The sequence below is a fragment of the Streptomyces sp. NPDC042100 genome (assembly GCF_055582325.1).
Window position 1 is genome coordinate 308,424 of the sequence record NZ_JBVJDK010000003.1, and the last position, 19,447, is coordinate 327,870.

Here is a 19,447-nt window from a genome sequence, read left to right on the forward strand (position 1 = left end):
AGGTGCCATGTCCCCGCTCCTGAAGCTGAGCGCGATCACGCTCGACTGCGCCGAGCCGAGGGCCCTCGCCGCCTTCTATCAGGAGGTCACCGGACTCGAACCGCACCCCCGCTCCGACGACGGCTTCGCGAGCCTGCGGTCGGCGAACGGGATGATCATCGGCTTCCAGCGGGTCGACGGCCACCGCCCCCCGACCTGGCCGGAACCGGACGTCCCCCAGCAACTCCACCTCTGCTTCGACGTCGCCGATCTGGACGAGGCGGAGGCGCGCCTGCTGGAACTGGGCGCGGGAAAGCCGGAGCGGCAGCCGCACGAGGAGCGCTGGCGAGTGCTCACCGACCCTGCGGGGCACCCGTTCTGCATCGTCGTCGGCTGAGCGCCCGGGCTGAGCGCTCAACGCCGGGCGTCAGCGCCGGGCGTCGGGGGGAGGGCGTCAGCGCCGGGCGCCGCGCAGCAGGGTGGTGGCGCCGACGACCGGTGCGATCAGCGAGACGGCGAGGATCAGCAGCACCTCCGTCGGCCCCATGCGCCCGCCGGCCAGCAGCAGCCCGCCGACGACCAGGGCGAACGGGACGATCGCGCAGCTGACCGTGGCGATCGTCTTCTGGCGCCCGTTCCACACCGGCGAGCCCCACAGCAGTACGAGACCGATGATCAGGGCCGCCGCCCCCACGAAGGCGTTGAGCGCCGACAGCAGCCCCGACAGGGCCAGCAGTCCGACGGTGACCCGGACGCGCGTGCGGCTGACGGGCGGGGCCGCCGGGGCCAGCAGGACGTGCGGCTCCTCGGCCAGCGCGGAGGCGGCCACGGCGCGGGGGTCGCCGAGGCCCGCCAGCACCGCGCGGACCTCGTCGTCCGAGTCGGCACCGCTGACCTCGACGTGCTCGCGCAGGTCGGCCAGGAGCTCGGCCCGGCGCTCGGCGGGCAGGGCGGCGGTCTCGCGGGCGACGGCGTCGAGATAGGCGGTCACCAGCGGGTGGTCGGTGGCGTTCATGCGGAATCCCCCTGCGGGTCGTTGAGAAAGTGGTCGACGGCGTCCCGGAAGGACGGCCACGCCTGGGTGAACTCGGTGAGGGCCGCCCGTCCGAGGGCGGTCAGCGTGTAGTAGCGGCGCGGCGGCCCGCTGGGCGACTCGCGCAGCTCGGTCTCGACGAACCCCTCGCGGCGCAGCCGCGACAGCAGGGGGTAGATCGTGCCCTGACTGGTGGTCATGACGCTGACCGAGGAGAGCTCGGACAGCAGCTCGACCCCGTACCTCGGCCCGTCCCTGAGCAGTGCGAGGACGCAGTGCTCCAGCACCCCCTTGCGGAGCTGACTGGGAACCCGGCCCCCCGTCTCGTTCATTGCTTCACCAGGAACCATGCAATGCAAGATAGTCCGCGCGCGGTCCGCTCCGCAAGGCGCCTCCGCCCCGCGCGCGCCACCCGGTGTCCCCGCCCGCCCCCGCGCGGGGCGCGCCCCGTACCCTCCACGGACCGGGCGCGTCACGGGACGCGCCCGGCGGACGGGGGACGAGACATGACATACGGACGCGCGCTGATACCCACGCTGGCCGGAGCGCTGCTGCTCACCGCCTTGCTCTGGTGGGCGGGCGCGAGCAGCGCCGCCCTCCGGCTGCCCGGCAGCGGCGACACCCTCGGCGCCGGAACGGCCGCCGAACTCGACCACTGGCTCGCCCCCTGGGTATACGACCCGCCGGACGCCCTCCGCCCCGGCAGCCAGACGCCCGGGGGCACGACGGGCGGGGACGCGGCGCCCGGCGGCACGGCGGGCGGGGACGCGGCGGACGGGGGCATGGCGGACGGTGCCGGGGGAAGCGCCGGCTTCGCCGACGCCGACCGCTACCGCTCGCTGCACGCCACAGCCCTGCAGATCCGCTTCTGCGCGGTCTTCGCCTTCTTCCTCCCCGGCGCCCTGCTCCTGCTCCGCCGACTGCCCCCGGTCCACGGCCGGCTGCCCGCCACCCTGCTCGCGCTCTGGGGCTGGGGCGCGGTGGCCGGCACCCTCGCCGTCGGGCTCTCCGCGCCGTGGCTCATCGCCTCCGGCGGGCGCGGCAGTTACCGCTTCCTGCCCCAGCTCGCCGGCATGCTCGGCTCCGGGCGGCAGGTGCTCGTGTTGGCGGCCCTCGTGGCGGCGGCCGTGACCGTGCTCGTCGCCCGGGTCGCCGCCAAGGGGGCCGGCATCCCGCCCCGTACCCCCGTCCCGGCCGGCCCGGCCCGCCGCGCCGCCACCGCCGGGACGGCCGCCGTCGCGCTGTCGCTGCTCGTCCTGTCGTACGACGGGATCGCCACCGTCATCCAGTCGGCGCCGTCCCCGGGCGGCTTCCTCGACCAGCCGGGCGACCTGCTCCGCCAGTGGCTGCTGCTCGGCGGCTGGACCGCCCCCGTCACCGGACCGCTCGGGGAATGGGCGCTGTACCGGGCCGTCGACGTGCTGGTGCTCGTCCTCGTCTGGTGGGCGCTGCGGCTCCTGCCGGGGCTCCTCACCCGGGTCACCGTCCCCGCGATGGCCGCCGGGGCCGTCGGCGCGACCGTGTCGGCCCTGCTGGCGGGCCAGGCGCTGCGCGCCGCGCTCGCCGGTGCGGACCCGGGCTACGCGCCGCTGAGCGCCCTCGGCGACCTTGGCAACGGCGTACCGGCCGCCCTGACCTGGGGCGTCGTCGCCGGGACCGCGGCCACCGCGACCCTGCGCGCCGCCGGACGCGAGGCCCGGGGCGCGTCCTAGGGCATGCCAGGCGTCGCGGGGCGGGCGGGGGCGTGACCGGCAGGTCCTAGCGGCCGAGCCAGCCGCGCAGCAGCCTGCTCACCGCCGGCATCGTCACGTAGGTCATCAGGACGTTGAAGACGCAGGCGGTGAGCAGGGCGCTCAGCGGCAGCGGCAGCCCCGTCAGGCGGGGCGCCAGGAACAGGCCGCCGAGCAGCGAGACCGGATAGATCGCCACGGTCGCGCTGATCGCCATCTTCCACCTCGGTGGCGCCGGACGGGTCGAGCCTGGCTTCGCGAACCACGTCTCCATCCCGGTCAGCTCCCGCCGCGCGATCTCCGTGTGGTGGTGGCCCTCGCAGTTCGCGAACCACGCCGCCCGCTCCGGCGACTCCTGCCACACCCGACACGCCTCCGCGTCCCGGAACCGGTGCACGAGGAACCAGGGGGCGTCGCCGCCGGACGAGCGGAACAGACCGTAGCCGAGGTGGCCGGGGAAAGCGGCGGCGGTGTCGAGGATGCCCCTCGCCCACCGCTCGAACGCGGCTTCGTGGCCGGGCTCGACCCGCCGGGCTATCAGCAGGGTCACCTCACCCGCGTCGGCGGGGACGGTCGTGTGCTCAAGGCTCACCGCGGTCATGGATACTCCCGATCGTCACGCCGCGCCGCGGTCACTGTACGCGCCCCGGGATACTGCCTCCATGACGGCCGCCGCCCACCCCGCCCCCACGCCCCCCTTCGACCCCGAACTCGGCGCGGCCCTCGCCGCCTTGGGCGAGGGCGCGCGGGAGCCCTACACCCCCGAGAACCTCGCCGCCCGCCTGGCGCGCGACGCTGCGGCCCGCCCCCGGCCCACGCTCGACGAGCTCCGCGCGGATGGCCGCTTCGAGCTCGCGGAAACCCGCGTGCCCGGCCCGCCCGGAGCACCCGAACTCACCCTCGTCAGCGCCCGCCCCACCGGCACCGTCGGTCCCCTCCCGCTGCTCTACTACCTGCACGGCGGCGGCATGATCATGGGCAACGCCCGGTCGGTCGTCCCGGGGCTCCTCCGCGCCTGGGCACAGCCGCTGGGGCTGGCGGTCCTCTCGGCCGCCTACCGCCTGGCCCCGGAGGCCCGCCACCCCGCACCGCTGGAGGACTGCTACGCCGGGCTGGTCTGGGCGGCCGAGCACGCCGCCCAGCTCGGCATCGACCCCGGCCGCATCGTCATCGGCGGCAAGAGCGCGGGCGGCGGCCTCGCCGCGGCCCTGGCCCTGCTCACCCGCGACCGAGGCGGCCCCGCCCCGATCGGTCAGCTCCTGCTGTCGCCGATGCTCGACGACCGAGGCGACACCTTCTCCAGCCACCAGATGGCCGGCGTCGACACCTGGGACCGGACCTCCAACGCGACCGCCTGGCGCGCCCTCCTCGGCGACCGGCACGGCGCCCCCGACCTGCCGCCGTACGCGGCGCCCGCGCGGGCCGCCGAGCTGACCGGACTGCCCCCGGCGTACATCGAGGTCGGCTCGGCGGAGACCTTCCGCGACGAGTGCGTGGCCTACGCCGCCACCCTGTGGCGCTCGGGCGGCCAGGCCGAACTCCACGTCTGGCCGGGCGCCTTCCACGGCTTCGACAGCGTCGCCCCCCGCGCGGCCCTCACCCTGCACGCCCGCGAGACCCGCACCCGCTGGCCGAGCCGCCTCCTCGCGACGCCGGGGTACCTGGACGGTGGGGGCGCGGACGCCACGGCGGCCCTCGGTGTCACGGCGGCCCTCGGCTCCACGGCGGCCTCCGACGCCACGGCGGCCCTCGGCCCCACGGCGGCCTCCGGCGCCCCTGCGGCCGAAGGCGCGGTGCGCCGGTGACGTCCCGCCTGCGCCACCCGCGCCCCGGCTTCACCTGGGACTGGTGGGCGGTGGACACCGACGGGCTCCTGGTCCAGTTCAGCCACGGCCCCGCCCCCGTGGCGCTGCTCGCGCACCTGGACCGGATCGACGCGGCGGCGGCCTGGGCCGAGGCGCACCGCCCCGGCTGGTTCGCCGACGACCCCGTACCGCCGCTGCACGCCTTCACCTGCGACGGCGTACTCCCGACCTACACCCGGCGGGGCGTCCCCGCCGCCCCGCTGCGCCTGGCCGACGCGCCGGCTCCGGTCGCCGCCGTCGCGGAACTCGTCCGGCTCCGGCGGGCGGTCGGGGACACCTGGACGATCGACCTCGACGACGGCTGGACGGCCGATTCCTGAATCACCGATTCCGAATCGCCGCGCCTCGCGTCGCCGTCCCGCGCGGGGCGACCCGGTCAGTCCCCGGTCGCCCCGTCCGTCCGCTCGCGCAGGAGGTCGGCGTGGCCGTTGTGGCGCGCGTACTCCTGGATCATCAAGGTGTAGACGAAGCGGAGGCTGAGCGGGACTCCGGCGGCCGAGTCGAAGGTCTCGTCCAGGCCGCGCCCGGCGGCAGCCGCGTCGCACGCCTCCACCTCGGCCAGAAAACGCCCGAAATCGCGCTCCGCGTGGGCCGGGTCGATCCCGGCGAGCCCCTCGTCGCCGTCCCCGGGACCGGTGAACACCGGCCCGACCGCCTCCCGGGCGAACGAACGGCGGAACCAGAACCGCTCCACCTCCGCCATATGCCGCACCAGGCCCAGCAGCGTGAGCCCGGAGGGCTCCACCGCGGCCCTGGCGAGCTGGTCCGCGTCCAGTCCCGCGCACTTGGCGAGCAGGGTCTCCCGGTGCCGGCGCAGCCAGCCCTCCAGCATCCGGCGCTCGTCCACGGCACCGAGCGCCCTGAGTTCCTGCCGGCGCACGACCGGCGGCGCTGTCCATGTCATGCCCCCACGGTGCCCTGCCGTCCGCGCGGGATCAAGAGGAGCCCGCGCGCCGCCCCCTGAGCGCCGTCCCGCGCGTGCGGGCCTCCCCGGTCGCGCCTACGCTGATGATCGGTCAGGTCCCGAGGGAGGTGCCGTTGGTACGGCGGGTGCGCGGCGGCGTCGTTCCCTGGGTGGTGGGCGCCCTCGTCCTGGGCTCCTTGGCCGCGCCCACCCCGGAGCACGTCGGCGACGCCAAGCCGCCCCGGGCCACCGCCACCACCCTGCACGGGGTGTTCCTCGGCTCCGGCGCCGAGGGCGTCGCCCGGCTGCGGCGCTTCGAGAGCTGGCGCGGCCACGGGGCGCTCCAGGCCGGGCGGACCTACCTCCCGGGGGACGACTGGGTCAGCATCGAGGGCCCCGAGGCCTTCCTGCGCCCCTGGTCCGCCTGGCGCGCCGCGCGCCCCGGCCGGGTCCTCGTCCTGAACGTGCCCATGCTCGACCGCAGCGAGGCCGGGCTGTCCGACCGGCGCGTCGTCGCGCTGCTCAAGGCGGGCGCGAGCGGACGCAACGACGCGCACTTCCGGGTCCTCGCCCAGCGCCTCGTACGCCAGCGGCTCGGCGACAGCGTCCTGGTGCTCGGCTGGGAGATGAACGGCATCACCTACACCCACCGCTGCCACCCCGCCCCGGCGCAGTGGCAGGCCTACTGGCGCCGGATCGTCCGGGCCATGCGCGCCGTCCCCGGCCAGCGCTTCCGCTTCGACTTCGCGCCCAGCCGCGGCCGCGACGCCATCCCCTGGACCCGCTGCTATCCGGGCGACGCGTACGTGGACGTCATCGGCATGGACGCCTACGACCAGCCGCGCGGCACCTCTTTCCGCCGCCAGGTCGACGAGCCGTACGGACTGCGCGACCAGGTCGACTTCGCCAAGCGGCACCGCAAGCGCGTCTCCTACCCGGAGTGGGGGCTCTTCCGCAACGGCGACGACCCGGCGTACGTGAAGGGGATGCTCGACTGGTTCCGCGCCCAGCGCCCGCTCTACGAGTCGCTCGCCGACTACTGCCCGCACGGCGTGTGGACCTGCGCCCGGCACCCGAAGAGCGCGCGCGAGTACCGGCGCCGGTCGTAGGGGGTGGCCAGGGGGAGGGGAAGAGGGGGAGGGGAAGCAGGGGGGGCAGGCAGGGGATTCTCGGGTGCGCCCGGCGCCCGGACGTGCTGGGATCGCTTCCTGTGAACGAATACCTTCCCGAGGGCGCCGAGCAGATGGACCCACAAGACCCGCAGGACCCGCAGGACCCGCAGGACCCGCAGGACCCGATGGGCCCGCAGGAACCGATGGATCTTCCGAACGGCCCGGACCACCCCGACCTGCCGGACCTCGTGGACCGGATGGAGCGGAATCTGGCGGAGCACGCCTGTCACCTCCACCGTGGCATGACGGGCGCCACCGTCACCGACACCGGGGACCTGCTCGTCGCGGACAGCGGGTTCGACGACGACACCTTCAACATCGTCGCCGCCGCCCGCCTCACCCCCGCCGACGCCGACGCGCGCGTCGCCGGTACGGCCCGGACGCTGGCCGCCACCGGGCGGCCCTTCTCCTGGTGGGTCGGGCCCGCCTCCACCCCCGCCGACCTCGGCGCGCGGCTCGCGGCGGCCGGACTCCCCGCGTCCGAGCACGAGACGGCGATGTGGGCCGCCCTGGGCGACACCTCGCCGCCCGCCGTCCCGGGGCTCGACATCCGGCCCGTGACCACCCCCGCCGAACTCGCCGACTACGCCACGGTCCTCGCCGCGAACTGGGACCCGCCCGCCGACACCGTCCGCCGCTTCTTCGCCCGGGCGGCCCCCCGGGCCCTCGCCGCCCGATGCCCGGCCCGCTACCTGGTCGGCTACGTGGAGGACCGCGCGGTCTGCTCCGCCGAGGTGTTCCTGCACGCCGGGGTCGCGGGCCTCTACAACGTCTCCACCCTGGCTGCCCACCGCGGCCGAGGCTACGGCGGGGCGATCACCCTCGCGGCCCTGCGCACCGCCCGCGACCGTGGCCACCGCGTCGCCGTCCTCCAGGCGTCGGCCGACGGCGAGCCGGTCTACCGCCGCCTGGGCTTCCGGAGCTGCGGCCGGTTCACCGAGCACGCCGTCACGCCCTGAGACGACGAGGCAGTGAGGCGCGTGACACCGAGACGCCGTGACACCGAGGCGCCGCGACACCGGATGCCGTCCGGCCGCCCGGGGCCCCGCCATTACGATGGGGGACCGCGGCCCGACGGTGCGGCCGCCGGTGCCGAAGGGAGCGGGCGTGCGTCAGTTGGGCGAGCTGGAGGCGGAGATCATGGACCGCCTGTGGTCCTGGGGCCGCCCCGCCACCGCGCGTGAGGTCCTCAACGACCTCACCAAGCAGCGGCCCCTCGCGTACAGCACCGTCAAGACCGTCGCCGACATCCTCTACGGCAAGGGCATGCTGACCCGCGAGAAGGACGGCCGGGCCTGGCTCTACCAGCCCACCTGCTCCCGCCAGCAGTACACCGCCGCCCGGATGCAGGACGCCCTGGAGGGCAGCCCCGACACCGCCGGGGTGATGGCCAGCTTCGTCGAGCAGATCACCCCCGACGAGGTGGAGGCCCTGCGCGCCGCGCTCCGTGCCGCCCGGCGCCGGGCCGAGTCGTGATCACCTCCGCCGTCCTGGCGGGCTACGCCCTGCTCGTCGGCGCCGCTTCCCCCCGCTACCTGGCCCGCGCCCGCTGGGCCCACCGCGCGCCCGCCCTCGCCGTCGGCGTCTGGCTGCTCCTGATGCTGACCTTCGTCGTCTCCACCGCGCTCGCCGCCCACCACCTCGTGATGGCGGACCGGCACGTGCACGACGGCCTGATCGGCCTGCTCAGCGCCTGTGGACTGGGCCCGCACGGCACACTCGCCGACAGCGCCGCCGGCCCGGACGGCTGGGACGCCGCCGGGCTCGCCGCCGTGGGCGCCGTCGTCGCGCTGCCCCTCTTCTGGCTGCTGCGCACCGCGCGGACCGCGCGGGCCGAGCGCCGCCGGCAGCTCGACACGCTGCGCCTGATCGGCCGCCCGGCACCCGCGTACGGCGCGACCGTCGTCGAACACCCCGTCGCCGCCGTCTACTGCCTCCCGGCCCGGCCGGCCCGCGTCGTCGTCACCCGGGGCGCCCTCGACGCCCTCGACGACGAGCAGCTCCGCGCCGCCCTCGCGCACGAACGCGCGCACATCGACGGACGCCACCACCTGGTCCAGATGCTCCTGAGCGCCTTCGCCCGCGCCTTCCCCCGGCTCCCGCTCGCCCGGCACGCCCGCGAGCAGGTGCTGCTCCTGCTGGAGATGGTCGCCGACGACCGCGCCCTGCGCCTGCACTCGCGCGAGGCCCTCGCGACCGCCCTGTGCGAGGTGGCCGCGGGGCGCGTGCCGAGGCCCGCCCTCGGGATGGGCGGCCCGAGCGCCCTCATCAGGCTCCGCCGGGTGCTCACCCCGCAGCCCAGGCCGCACGGCGCGGCCCGCCTCGGCGTCGCCCTGGCGGCGGCCGGCGCCCCGCTGTTCCCGCTGCTCCTCGGCTGCGGGCCCTTCTGACCGTGCCGCGCGGCACGGTCAGAGCCGGACGCCCCACATGAACGGCATCCCGCTGCGCGCGATCGACTCGTAGCGGACCTGCGCGCCCGGCTTGGGGGAGTGCAGGATCTGCCCGTTCCCCGCGTAGAAGCCCACGTGGCTCAGGTCGGTCCGCATGATGATGAGGTCGCCGGGGCGCAGGGCGCTCAGCGAGTCGATCCGGGTGCCCACGTTCGCCTGCGCCTGCGAGGTACGGGGGATGTTCACGTTCGCCTGCCGGAAGGCCCATGAGGTGAGCCCCGAGCAGTCGAACGACCCCGGACCGCTCGCTCCCCACACGTACGGCATCCCCACCCGGCTCTGCGCCGCGGCGAACGCGGCGGCACCCCGCGAGGAGGCGCTCGCCTCGTTGCCGAGGTCGACCCGGGAGCCTGCCCGGTTGGCCCGGTCCTCCTTCTCGGCGATCCGTGCCCGCTCCTCGGCGGAGAGGGTGTTCAGCAGCTTCTGCGCCTTCGCCAGCTTGCCCTGCACCTCCGCCTTCTCGCGGCGCTGCTCGCCACGGGTCTCCTCCAGCTCGGCGAGCTTCCGCGCCGCCTCGGTCCGCTGCTGCTGGAGCTCCCGGCGCTGCGCCTCGAAGAGCTGGAGGGTGTTCACGTCGCGCTCGCTGAGCCGCTGCTGCAGGCTCGCCCGCTCCAGGAACGAGTCGGGGTCGGCGGAGAGCATCAGCTGCATCGACGGTTCGAGCCCGCCGCCCCGGTACTGCGCGGCGGCCAGCGAACCGACCCGGTCGCGCAGGCTGTTGAGCTCGCCCTGCTTGCGGGCGGTGGCGTCCTGGAGGGCGTCCACCTGCTTCTGGAGCGTGTCGGCCTTCTCCTTGGCGCCGTTGAACTTCTCCGTCGCCTGCGTGGCAGCCTCGTAGAGCCGGTCGATCTCGGCCTGGACGCCCTTCTTCGTCGGGTCGGGCGCCGGGTCGGCCCACGCGGTCTGCGCGGACAGGGCGACGGCCGCCGCCGCTGTCGTCGTGAGCACGCCCGCGTAGCGGGGGCGGGAGGTCTTGGGACGGCGGTGGGACGCCACGATCGGCCAGCTCCTTCTTCCTCGGGAAGGCTCCCCCGGCCGGGGCCGGGGCACGGGGCCCGGCAGGCGGCCGGAGGAGCGTTCGAATACTAAGCCGCTTAGCTGAATGGTGACAACCGACCCTCGATCCACGGTTATCCACAGGCTGATCGGGGTGGGTGCGATGCGCGCTACTCTGTGCCGTGACATGGGAATGTGAATCCGCTTAGCAGATTAGCCGATGGCCGATGGCCGGTTGCGGATCGAGTCAGGGAGGGGGAGGCGGCATGGTACGGATCGGTTCGCGGTGCGTGCCGGCGGTGCTGGTGTCGCTCCTGGTCGCCTTCGTCGTGCTCGTCCACCACGAGGCCGCGCCGCCCGCCGCGACGGCGTCCGCCGCCCGAGCCATGAGCCACGCCGTGCCGGTGGGTGCGGCCACGGAGACGGACGCGCACGCGGAGGCGAAGGCCGCCACGGGGGCCTGTCCGAGCCCCGGTTCGGGTCACTGCTCGGCCCCGGTCGGCGACCCGCCCACCTTCACCGCGCAGGCTCCCGGAGGGCCCGACCGCACGTACCGGTCCGCTCCGTCCGGCGGACGGCCGGTGTCCGGCCCCGCGTCAGGGCTCTCCCCGCCCGGCCCCTCCGCCTCGTCTCCCCTGCGCATATAGGCCCCGCCTCCAGACGGCGACGTGTTGTCGCCGCCACGCCCGTACCGCTCCGCCTGCCGGTAAACCGAGACGAGGCATCACATCATGACGCGTACCTTCCCCCTCGACCGCCGTTCCCTCCTGCTCGCCGGACTCGGCGCGGCCGGTGCCGGCGCCCTCGCCGCCTGCTCCGGAAGCGGTACGGGCAACGGCACGAGCGCGAGCACGAGTACGGGCGGCGGTGCGGCGCTCGTCGGCGTCGGCGGCCCCGAGGCCGCCGCCGCCGAGAAGGCGCGCGGGGGCACCGGGACCGAGCGGCGGCACACCCTCACCGCCGCCGCGGCCAAGGTCGGGCTGGGCGCCGGGATCACCGCCAGGACCTGGGCCTTCGGCGGCCGGGCCCCCGGCAGGGAGATCAGGATCGGCGCGGGCGACACGCTCGTCGCCGAGCTCTCCAACCAGCTCCCGGACCGCACCTCCACCTCCCTCCACTGGCACGGGCTCGCCCTGCGCTCCGACATGGACGGCGTGCCGCCCGTGACGCAGGCGGCGGTCCGGGCGGGGGCCTCGTTCACGTACCGGTTCGTCGCCCCCGACCCCGGCACGTACTTCTTCCACCCGCACGTCGGGGTGCAGCTCGACCGGGGGCTGCACGCGCCGCTGATCGTGGAGGACCCGAGGGAGCCGCTGGCCTACGACACGGAGTGGGTGGTCGTCCTCGACGACTGGCTCGACGGCGTCACCGGCACCCCGGACCAGGCCTTCGCGGAGCTCACCCAGGGCATGGACATGGGCATGGGCGGTCATGACACGGGGGCCCACGGCACGGGCGGCGGCCCGGACGCGCCGCCCGCGCCCATGGGGCTCGTGCTGATGGGCGCCCGCAGCGAACTGCTGGGCGGTGACGCCGGGGACGTGGCCTACCCGCACCACCTCGTCAACGGCAGGGTCGCCGCCGACCCGGACGTCCACCGGGGCAAGCCGGGGCAGCGGGTGCGCCTGCGGATCGTCAACGCGGGCGCGGACACCGCGTACCGCGTGGCGCTCGGCGGCCACCGGATGACGATCACCCACACCGACGGCTTCCCCGTGCGGCACGAGGAGGTGGACGCGCTGCTCGTCGGCATGGGGGAGCGGTACGACGTGCTGCTCACCCTCGCGGACGGCGTCTTCCCGCTCGTCGCCCTCGCCGAGGGCAAGGACGCCACCGGCATGGCCCTCGTGCGCACGGGCGCGGGCGCCGCCCCGGCCCCGACCGTCCGGCCGAAGGAGCTGGCCGGCCGGATCGTGACGGCGGACCGGCTGCGCGCCGCCGACGACGTACGGCTGGACACGGCGAAGCCGGACCTGGTGCACCGGATCGAGCTCGGCGGCGGCATGGCGAAGTACGACTGGTCCCTGAACGGCGGGCGGTTCGACATGAACGCCCCCGAAGCCGCCCCGCTGCTGGTGGAGAAGGGGCGGCGCGTGCGCCTGGAGTTCGTCAACAGGTCCGGGATGTGGCACCCGATGCACCTGCACGGCCACACCTACCAGCTGGGTGCCGACGGCCCCCGCAAGGACACCGCCATCGTCCTGCCCGGCAGGACCCTGTCCGTCGACTTCGACGCGGACAACCCCGGCCTGTGGATGGTCCACTGCCACAACGCGTACCACGGGGAGGCGGGGATGATGGCGCTCGTCGCCTACCGCTCATGAGCGGCGGACGGGGGCCGCGCGTCCGTCACCGGGAGCCAGGTCGCTCATCCACCGGGCCGCCAGCAGCCCCGAGGCGGCGGTGAGGACGGCGGCGGCGAGGACGGTCGGCGCCAGGCCGAGCGTGTCGGCGAGGACCCCGGCGAGAAGGGCGCCTGCCGCGTAGCCGAGGTCGCGCCAGAAGCGGTACGTGCCCAGGGCGTCGGCACGCCAGGCCGGGTGCGCGCGGTCGGAGACGGCGGCGATCAGGGCCGGGTAGACGAGCGCCGTCCCGAGACCGAGACCGACGGCGGAGAGGAGTCCGGCGAGGAGAGGGTGGTCGAGGAGCGTGAGGGCGACGAGGAGTCCGGCGGCCTGGACCGACATGCCGGTGACCACCAGGGGTTTGCGTCCGATCCGGTCGGCCAGATGGCCGGCCGGGATCTGGCCGAGGCCCCACAGGAGCGGGTAGAGCCCCTTGATCAGGCCGATCGCGGCGATGCCGAGGCCGCGGTCGGCGAAGAGGAGGGGGAAGACGCCCCAGGTGAGGCCGTCGTTGAGATTGTTCACCAGGCCCGCCTGGCTCGCGCCGCGCAGCGAGCGGTCCCGCCAGGAGGTGCGGGCGAAGACGGTCCGGAAGGACACCGGCCCCGCTCCCGGCGCCGCTCGCGGCGGGGGCGCCGGGTGGCGGGAGAGTTCGAGGGCCAGATGGGCGGCGGTGTCCTTGGCCAGGAGGGAGAGCGCGAGACCCGCGGCGACGAAGACGACGCCGATGAGCTCGGGGGCGGGCCGCAGCCCGTAGCGGGTGGCGAGGAAGCCGGTCAGCAGCGCGGAGGCGCCGACGGCGACGTATCCGGCGGCCTCGTTCAGACCGGTGGCGAGGCCGCGGCGGGCCGGGCCCACCAGGTCGATCTTCATGTTCACGGTCATCGACCAGGTAAGCCCCTGGTTCAGGCCGAGCAGCACGTTCGCGGCCACGATCCACCACCAGGACGGCGCCCACGCCAGCGCGAACGGCACCGGCGCACCGGCCAGCCAGCCCGCGAGCAGGAGCTGCCTGCGGCGGAAGCGGGCCGTGAGGGCGCCGGCCGCCAGGTTGGTCAGCGCCTTGGTCAGACCGAAGGCCACGATGAACGAGAACACCGCCAGATTGCCGGTGAGCCCGAACACCTCGGTCCCGATCAGCGGCACCGTCGTCCGCTCCAGGCCGACGAGCGCGCCGACCGCCGCGGTGACGAGGACGAGCAGGGCGAACTGCGCCCGGTTCTCCCGCAGGCCCAGCCGGACCGCGGCGGGGCCGGGTGCGGGGCCGGGGCCGGGTGTGGGGTCGGGCTCGTGCTCGGGAGCGACCTTGGCCTTGACCGTCTGCCGGTTCATCTAGTTCCTTCGCCTTCGCCTTCGCCTTCGGTTTCGCTTGCGCTTCGCCGTCGGTTTCGCTCTCGCGTCCGTGTTTCGGCTGGCCACCATACCCCCACCCGTATTTCTGGAGGTGTGACCCAGGATACCTAGGGGGGTATTTGACTCGCGAGGGTCGACCTGTTTACGGTCGGATGCATCGATACCCAGGGGGGTATCGGAATCCGATGCGTCCGCCCCGCCCGCCCCGCTCATGCGGCCGGACGCGCGTCCCCGACGGAGGAAACGTCGTGTTCTTCGCGCAGTACTACCTCGACTGCCTCTCCCAGGCGTCGTACATGATCGCCGACGAGACCACCGGTCAGGCGGTCGTCGTCGACCCCCGCCGTGACGTCTCCGAGTACCTCGCCGACGCCGCCGCGCACGGATTCACCGTCGTCGGCGTCATCAACACCCACTTCCACGCCGACTTCGTCGCGGGACACCTGGAGATGGCCGACAGCACCGGCGCCTGGATCGGCTACGGCCGCCGCGCCGAGACCGAGTACCCCATCCGCCCGCTCGCCGAGGGCGAGCGCGTCTCGCTCGGCGACGTCACGCTCCAGATCCTGGAGACCCCCGGCCACACCCCCGAGTCGATCAGCGTCCTCGTGTACGAGCACGCCGCCGACACCGTCCCGTACGGCGTGCTCACCGGCGACGCCCTCTTCATCGGCGACGTAGGCCGCCCCGACCTGCTCGCCTCCGTCGGCGTCACCGCCGAAGAGCTCGGCGCCATGCTCCACGACAGCGTCCAGCACAAGCTCATGGCCCTCCCCGACGAGGTGCGGGTCTTCCCCGCCCACGGGGCCGGCTCCGCCTGCGGCAAGAACCTCTCCACCGAGAAGCAGTCGACCATCGGCGCACAGCGCGCCACCAACTACGCCTGCGCCCCGATGAGCCGCGAGGAGTTCGTCGCCCTCGTCACCGCCGGACAGTCCGCCGCGCCCGGCTACTTCGCGTACGACGCCGAACTGAACCGCAAGGAGCGTCTGCTGTACGACGCGGCGGCGCCCCGGCCGCTCTCCCTCGCCGAGTTCACCGCACTGCGCCGCTCGGGCGCCGTCGTGGTCGACGCCCGCTCGCCGCAGGACTTCGCCAACGGGCACCTGCGCGGCGCGGTCAACGTGCCCGCCGAGGGCCGGTTCGCCGAACAGGCCGGCACCGTCCTCGACCCGGCCGACGAACTGATCGTCATGGCCCCGGAGAACCGTGAGGAAGAGGTCGTCACCCGCCTCGCCCGCATCGGCTTCGACCGGGCCGTCGGCTACCTCCGCAACCCGGAGGACGCCCTCGCCGCGCTCGCGGACGAGGTCGCCCCCGCAAGCCGCCTGACCGCCGCGCACCTGCGCGCCGCCCTGGCGGGACCCACGCCGCCGCTCGTCGTCGACGTGCGCACCTGCGGGGAGCGCGGGGCCGACGGCTCCATCGACGGGGCCGTGCACATCCCGCTGAGCGAACTCCCGGTCCGGGCCGCCGAGCTGCCCGTCGACCGCCCGCTCGTCCTGCACTGCGCGGGCGGCCACCGCTCGTCCATCGCCGCGAGCCTCCTGCGCCACCGCGGCTTCGACGACATCTCCGACATCCTCGGCGGCTACGCGGCCTGGGCCCTGTCCAGCGAGCCGGCCGAGCGGACGCAGGCGGCCGAGCCCGCCGACGCCTGACCCGTATCCGTATCCGTATCCGTATCCGTACGCGGACCCGTATTCGTACGCGGACCCGTATCCGTACGCGGACCTGTATTCGTGCGCGGGGCCCCGCGTCCCCGCCGCCTCCGCGCCGATTCTCCCCGCCGCCTTTCCCCTCGCCCACCCGTACCGACGCACCGGAGCCACCCATGACCGAGAACCCCACCCACCCCACCCACCCCACCCCCATCCCCACCTCCTCTTCCTCCTCCTCGATCACCCCCGCCGTCCTCCATGCGCTGTTCCGCGAAGGCCGGGCGCCGCGGCTGCTCGACGTGCGGACGCCGGGGGAGTTCCGGACCGCGCACATACCGGGTTCGTACAACGTGCCCCTGGCCACCCTCCGCGAGCACCGCGCCGAGCTGCTCTCGCACCTGGACGAGGAGGTCGTGCTCGTCTGCCGCTCCGGTGCCCGGGCCACCCAGGCCGAGAAGGCCCTCGCGGAGGCGGGCCTGCCGAACCTGCGGGTGCTCGAAGGCGGCATGAACGCCTGGGAGGCGGCCGGCGCCCCCGCGAACCGGGGCCCCGAGCGCTGGGACATGGAGCGTCAGGTCCGCCTCGTCGCCGGCTCGATCGTGCTGGTGACCGGCCTCGTCGGCGTGTTCGTGCCGGGCGCGCACCTGGTCGGCACCGCGGTCGGCGCGGGCCTGACCTACGCGGCCCTCAGCAACACCTGCGCCATGGGCGTCCTGCTCTCCAAGCTCCCCTACAACCGGGGCCCGCGCACCGACATCGGCACCGTCCTCGCGGAGCTGCGGAGCACCCCGTGACCGTCCTCGTCCTCGCGGCGGCCCTGCTCGTGGGCGTCACCCTCGGGGTCCTCGGCGGCGGCGGCTCGATCCTGACCGTGCCCATCCTGGTCTACCTGGCCGGGCAGGGCACGAAGGAGGCGATCGCGACCTCGCTGTTCGTCGTGGGCGTCACCAGCCTGGCCGCGCTCGTGCCGCACGCGCGCGCCCGGCGGGTGCGCTGGCGGACCGGCCTGCTGTTCGGCGCCTTCAGCATGGCGGGCGCCTACGGTGGCGGCCGGCTCGCGGAGTACGTCCCCGGTACGGCGCTGCTCATCGCCTTCGCGCTGATGATGCTCGCCACGGCGGCCGCGATGCTCCGCGGGCCGCGGCGCGGCGCCGGGACGGAGCCGGAACCGCGGGAGCGCGAGCTGCCGGTGCGCCGGGTCGCGGTCGAGGGCCTCGTCGTCGGCGCGGTCACCGGCCTGGTCGGCTCCGGGGGCGGCTTCCTCGTCGTCCCGGCGCTCGCCCTGCTCGCCGGCCTGTCCATGAGCGTCGCCGTCGGCACCTCCTTGCTGGTCATCGCCATGAACTCGTTCGCAGGCCTGGCAGGGCACCTCGCCGGGGTGCGGATCGACTGGGGCCTCGCCCTGACGGTCACGGCCGTGGCGGTCGCGGGCAGTCTCCTGGGCGCGCGCTTCGCGGGCCGGATCCCGCAGGAGGTGCTGCGCAGGGCCTTCGGCTGGTTCGTCGTGGTGATGGGCGTCTTCGTCCTCACCCGGCAGCTCGGCCCGGGCCTGTGGACGCACCCGGCGACCTGGGGCGTGCTGGGTGCGGTGCTGCTGGCCGGGGGAGGCGCCGTGGTGGCCGTCCGGTTGCGCATGAGAAGCAGTGGCTAGGGCGATTTAATACCCCTAGGGGTATCATAGTGGGCGGGGTGAGAGTGAGGAGGTCTCCGTGCAGGTCGAAGAAGGGGCTGTGCGTCCCGTGCTGAACAGGCTGCGCCGTGCCCAGGGGCAGCTCGCCGCCGTCATCGCGATGATCGAGGCCGGCCGTGACTGCAAGGACGTGGTGACCCAGCTCGCCGCCGTCTCCCGGGCCCTGGACCGGGCCGGGTTCAAGATCGTGGCGAGCGGGATGCGGCAGTGCCTCGCCGAGAGCGACACCGACGCCCCGCCCATGTCGGAGGAGGAGCTGGAGAAGCTCTTCCTCGCCCTGGCCTGAGCGGACCCGCCGTTCACCTGTTCGGCGGATTCCATGTGGTTGCCGCCCGGCTGCCCGAGGACGCTCGAACCAACCAGCGCGTCCAGCGGCACCGGGGCCGGCGGCACCGGGTCCAGTGGTACCGGGTCCAGCGGCACCAGAAGGGAACACGGGCATGAGCCAGCAGACAACGCGGCCTCCAAGAGCACCCCGGCACGGCCGGGATGCCGACGGCTGGGTCTCCGGCGGGGTGGTGTTCGCGGCGGTGCTGATGCTGAGCGGCGGCATCCTCGCGATCCTCCAGGGCATCTCCGCCGTGGCCGAGAACGACGTGTACACCCGCATCGGCTCGTACGTGTACGAGCTCAGCCTCACGAGCTGGGGCTGGATCCACATCGTCCTCGGCGTGCTCGTCGCCCTCACCGGCGCCGGACTGCTCAAGGGCGCCACATGGGCCCGCTTCACCGGCCTGCTCCTCGTCACCCTGAGCCTGCTCGCGCAGTTCCTCTTCCTGCCGTACGCGCCCTTCTGGTCGATCCTCATGATGGCGATCGACGTGTTCGTCATCTGGGCCCTTGCCAACAGCCTTGACACCCCCGCGAACGGCGGCCGGACGGGCGGCGTCTAGCGGAAGCGACCGGCTTTCCCGACCGCGGCTCCTGACCGCGGCTCCTCACCGCGGCTCCCGACCGGGGCGCGCGGCGGGGTTGTTAGCCTGCGGGCGTGAACGGGGAGAGCAGTGGGACGCGCGTATCCAGATCCGACCGGCCGGCGTCGAGCCGCCCCCAACGGGCGCTCATCGCCGCCAGTTTCGTCAACCGGGTCGGCAACGGCCTCTTCAACACCGCCGCCATCCTCTACTTCACGCTCGTCGTGCACCTGCCCGCCGCGCAGGTCGGCATCGGACTCACCGTCGCCGGCCTCGTGGGACTGCTCGCCGGGATCCCCGCCGGGAACCTCGCCGACCGCCACGGGCCCCGCACCGTCTGGCTCGTCTCCTTCGCCGTGCAGGCCGTCACCATGGCCGCGTTCGTCCTCATCGACGACTGGCTCACCTTCACCCTCATCGCCACCCTCGACCGCCTCGCGGCCACCGCGAGCGGCGCGGCGGGAGGCGCCCTCATCGCCCGCGCCGGCGGCGACCACCCGGCCGCGTTCCGGGCCAGGCTCCGCACCTACGTGAACCTCGGCGTCGTCCTCGGCACCCTCGGCGCCGCCTTCGCCGTCTCCGTCGACACCCGCGCCGCCTACACCGTCCTCATCCTCGCCAACGCCGCCAGCTTCGTCTGCGCGGGCGCTGTCGCCCTCTTCGGCGTGCCGGACTACCGGCCGCTGCCCGCGCCCGAGGACCACCGCCGCTGGGCCGTCCTCGCCGACCGGCCGTACGTCACCTTCGTCGCCCTCTACGGCGTCATGGGCCTGCACTACCAGGCGGTCTCGCTGCTCCTGCCGATCTGGCTCTCCGCCCACACCGACGCGCCCCGCTGGACCGTCGCGGTGGTCTACGCCGTCAACAGCGGCGTGTGCGTGCTCCTCCAGAGCCGCATCGGCTCGCGCGTGGAGACCCCCCGGCAAGGCGGCCGCGCGCTCCGCGTCGCCGGACTCCTCTTCCTGGTCAGCTGCCCCCTGATGGCGCTCACCGCCGACGTACCCGCATGGGTCGCGCCGCTGCTCGCCATCCTCGCCGTCGTCGTGCACAGCCTCGGCGAGGTGTGGGAGTCCTCCGGCGGCTTCGCCCTCGGCTTCGGCCTCGCTCCCGATCACGCCCAGGGGCAGTACCAGGGTTTCTTCGGCATCGGCTTCGCCGCCGGACAGGCCCTCGCGCCCGCCGTCCTCACCACGGCGGTCCTCGGCCTGGGACACGCGGGCTGGCTGCTGCTCGGCGTCTTCTTCGCCGCGCTCGGCGCGGCCGGCCCGCCGCTGGCCGCCTGGGCGGAGCGCACCCGCCGCCCGCAGGAAGCCCCGGATCCGACCGCGGACCCGGCCCCGACGCGGTGACCGAGA

General features: G+C 74.7%; 22 protein-coding genes. 16 read left to right on the forward strand and 6 right to left on the reverse strand.

Annotation, left to right across the window (positions count from 1 at the left end; genetic code table 11):
* Positions 1–7: 7 nt before the first annotated feature.
* Entirely contained in the window at positions 8–376 is a 369-nt protein-coding gene (locus ACZ6J5_RS08770) for a VOC family protein (RefSeq protein WP_469389163.1), read from the forward strand.
* A 57-nt stretch (positions 377–433) separates the two neighbouring features.
* Here ACZ6J5_RS08770 and ACZ6J5_RS08775 read toward each other — a convergent pair whose 3' ends face one another.
* Positions 434–994 carry an HAAS signaling domain-containing protein gene (locus ACZ6J5_RS08775; protein WP_469389165.1) on the reverse strand — a complete coding sequence of 187 codons (561 nt, stop codon included), beginning with the start codon at positions 992–994 and terminating at the stop codon, positions 434–436.
* Positions 991–1,362, reverse strand: coding sequence for a PadR family transcriptional regulator (locus tag ACZ6J5_RS08780; RefSeq protein WP_469389167.1), 372 nt, complete (start codon positions 1,360–1,362; stop codon positions 991–993). The genes ACZ6J5_RS08775 and ACZ6J5_RS08780 overlap by 4 nt, the downstream gene beginning before the upstream one ends.
* A gap of 156 nt (positions 1,363–1,518) precedes the next feature.
* On the opposite strand from ACZ6J5_RS08780, the gene ACZ6J5_RS08785 reads away from it, so the two are divergent.
* A complete protein-coding gene (locus tag ACZ6J5_RS08785; RefSeq protein WP_469389169.1) occupies positions 1,519–2,724 on the forward strand; it encodes a hypothetical protein in 1,206 nt (401 codons plus the stop codon).
* Positions 2,725–2,770: 46 nt separating this feature from the next.
* Here ACZ6J5_RS08785 and ACZ6J5_RS08790 read toward each other — a convergent pair whose 3' ends face one another.
* Positions 2,771–3,343, reverse strand: a complete 573-nt coding sequence (locus ACZ6J5_RS08790; RefSeq protein WP_469389171.1) for an antibiotic biosynthesis monooxygenase — start codon at positions 3,341–3,343, stop codon at positions 2,771–2,773.
* Positions 3,344–3,404: 61 nt separating this feature from the next.
* Here ACZ6J5_RS08790 and ACZ6J5_RS08795 point away from each other — a divergent pair, with 61 nt between their 5' ends.
* A complete protein-coding gene (locus tag ACZ6J5_RS08795) occupies positions 3,405–4,547 on the forward strand; it encodes an alpha/beta hydrolase (RefSeq protein ID WP_469389173.1) in 1,143 nt (380 codons plus the stop codon).
* Positions 4,544–4,927, forward strand: coding sequence for a hypothetical protein (locus ACZ6J5_RS08800; RefSeq protein WP_469389175.1), 384 nt, complete (start codon positions 4,544–4,546; stop codon positions 4,925–4,927). The genes ACZ6J5_RS08795 and ACZ6J5_RS08800 overlap by 4 nt, the downstream gene beginning before the upstream one ends.
* Positions 4,928–4,983: 56 nt before the next feature.
* Here the strand turns inward: ACZ6J5_RS08800 and ACZ6J5_RS08805 are convergent, their stop codons facing one another.
* Entirely contained in the window at positions 4,984–5,511 is a 528-nt protein-coding gene (locus tag ACZ6J5_RS08805; protein WP_469389177.1) for a DinB family protein, read from the reverse strand.
* A gap of 104 nt (positions 5,512–5,615) precedes the next feature.
* On the opposite strand from ACZ6J5_RS08805, the gene ACZ6J5_RS08810 reads away from it, so the two are divergent.
* The 4 genes from ACZ6J5_RS08810 to ACZ6J5_RS08825 all read left to right on the forward strand — a co-directional run bounded on the left by ACZ6J5_RS08810 (position 5,616) and on the right by ACZ6J5_RS08825 (position 9,073).
* Complete coding sequence (locus ACZ6J5_RS08810) at positions 5,616–6,620, forward strand: glycoside hydrolase family 26 protein (RefSeq protein WP_469389179.1); 1,005 nt, start codon at positions 5,616–5,618, stop codon at positions 6,618–6,620.
* A gap of 260 nt (positions 6,621–6,880) precedes the next feature.
* Complete coding sequence (locus ACZ6J5_RS08815; protein WP_469389635.1) at positions 6,881–7,642, forward strand: GNAT family N-acetyltransferase; 762 nt, start codon at positions 6,881–6,883, stop codon at positions 7,640–7,642.
* Between the two features lie 148 nt (positions 7,643–7,790).
* The gene (locus ACZ6J5_RS08820; RefSeq protein WP_362476608.1) at positions 7,791–8,159 is read left to right on the forward strand and encodes a BlaI/MecI/CopY family transcriptional regulator; all 369 of its coding nucleotides are present in this window, start codon (positions 7,791–7,793) and stop codon (positions 8,157–8,159) included.
* The gene (locus ACZ6J5_RS08825; RefSeq protein WP_469389181.1) at positions 8,156–9,073 is read left to right on the forward strand and encodes a M56 family metallopeptidase; all 918 of its coding nucleotides are present in this window, start codon (positions 8,156–8,158) and stop codon (positions 9,071–9,073) included. Before ACZ6J5_RS08820 ends, ACZ6J5_RS08825 begins: the two co-directional genes overlap by 4 nt.
* 18 nt (positions 9,074–9,091) lie before the next feature.
* Here ACZ6J5_RS08825 and ACZ6J5_RS08830 read toward each other — a convergent pair whose 3' ends face one another.
* Complete coding sequence (locus ACZ6J5_RS08830) at positions 9,092–10,129, reverse strand: C40 family peptidase (RefSeq protein WP_469389183.1); 1,038 nt, start codon at positions 10,127–10,129, stop codon at positions 9,092–9,094.
* A 266-nt stretch (positions 10,130–10,395) separates the two neighbouring features.
* Between ACZ6J5_RS08830 and ACZ6J5_RS08835 the strand changes: the two genes are divergently transcribed.
* Both ACZ6J5_RS08835 and ACZ6J5_RS08840 read left to right on the forward strand, forming a co-directional pair.
* Positions 10,396–10,776: a hypothetical protein gene (locus ACZ6J5_RS08835; protein WP_469389185.1), complete on the forward strand. Its 381-nt coding sequence runs from the start codon at positions 10,396–10,398 to the stop codon at positions 10,774–10,776.
* A gap of 84 nt (positions 10,777–10,860) precedes the next feature.
* Positions 10,861–12,453 (forward strand): multicopper oxidase family protein, encoded by a 1,593-nt coding sequence (locus ACZ6J5_RS08840; protein WP_469389187.1) that lies wholly within the window; start codon positions 10,861–10,863, stop codon positions 12,451–12,453.
* Here the strand turns inward: ACZ6J5_RS08840 and ACZ6J5_RS08845 are convergent.
* Complete coding sequence (locus tag ACZ6J5_RS08845) at positions 12,448–13,806, reverse strand: MFS transporter (RefSeq protein ID WP_469389189.1); 1,359 nt, start codon at positions 13,804–13,806, stop codon at positions 12,448–12,450. The genes ACZ6J5_RS08840 and ACZ6J5_RS08845 overlap by 6 nt on opposite strands.
* 269 nt (positions 13,807–14,075) lie before the next feature.
* Between ACZ6J5_RS08845 and ACZ6J5_RS08850 the strand changes: the two genes are divergently transcribed.
* The 6 genes from ACZ6J5_RS08850 (at position 14,076) to ACZ6J5_RS08875 (ending at position 19,441) form a co-directional block, all read left to right on the forward strand.
* Positions 14,076–15,488 carry an MBL fold metallo-hydrolase gene (locus ACZ6J5_RS08850; protein ID WP_469389191.1) on the forward strand — a complete coding sequence of 471 codons (1,413 nt, stop codon included), beginning with the start codon at positions 14,076–14,078 and terminating at the stop codon, positions 15,486–15,488.
* A gap of 173 nt (positions 15,489–15,661) precedes the next feature.
* Positions 15,662–16,282, forward strand: a complete 621-nt coding sequence (locus tag ACZ6J5_RS08855) for a rhodanese-like domain-containing protein (RefSeq protein ID WP_469389193.1) — start codon at positions 15,662–15,664, stop codon at positions 16,280–16,282.
* Complete coding sequence (locus ACZ6J5_RS08860; RefSeq protein ID WP_469389195.1) at positions 16,279–17,139, forward strand: sulfite exporter TauE/SafE family protein; 861 nt, start codon at positions 16,279–16,281, stop codon at positions 17,137–17,139. Before ACZ6J5_RS08855 ends, ACZ6J5_RS08860 begins: the two co-directional genes overlap by 4 nt.
* Before the next feature lie 58 nt (positions 17,140–17,197).
* Positions 17,198–17,464: a metal-sensitive transcriptional regulator gene (locus ACZ6J5_RS08865; RefSeq protein ID WP_469389197.1), complete on the forward strand. Its 267-nt coding sequence runs from the start codon at positions 17,198–17,200 to the stop codon at positions 17,462–17,464.
* Between the two features lie 154 nt (positions 17,465–17,618).
* The gene (locus tag ACZ6J5_RS08870) at positions 17,619–18,071 is read left to right on the forward strand and encodes a DUF7144 family membrane protein (RefSeq protein WP_469389199.1); all 453 of its coding nucleotides are present in this window, start codon (positions 17,619–17,621) and stop codon (positions 18,069–18,071) included.
* Positions 18,072–18,166: 95 nt separating this feature from the next.
* On the forward strand, positions 18,167–19,441 hold the full coding sequence (locus ACZ6J5_RS08875) for an MFS transporter (RefSeq protein ID WP_469389201.1): 1,275 nt from the start codon (positions 18,167–18,169) through the stop codon (positions 19,439–19,441).
* Positions 19,442–19,447 lie beyond the last annotated feature (6 nt).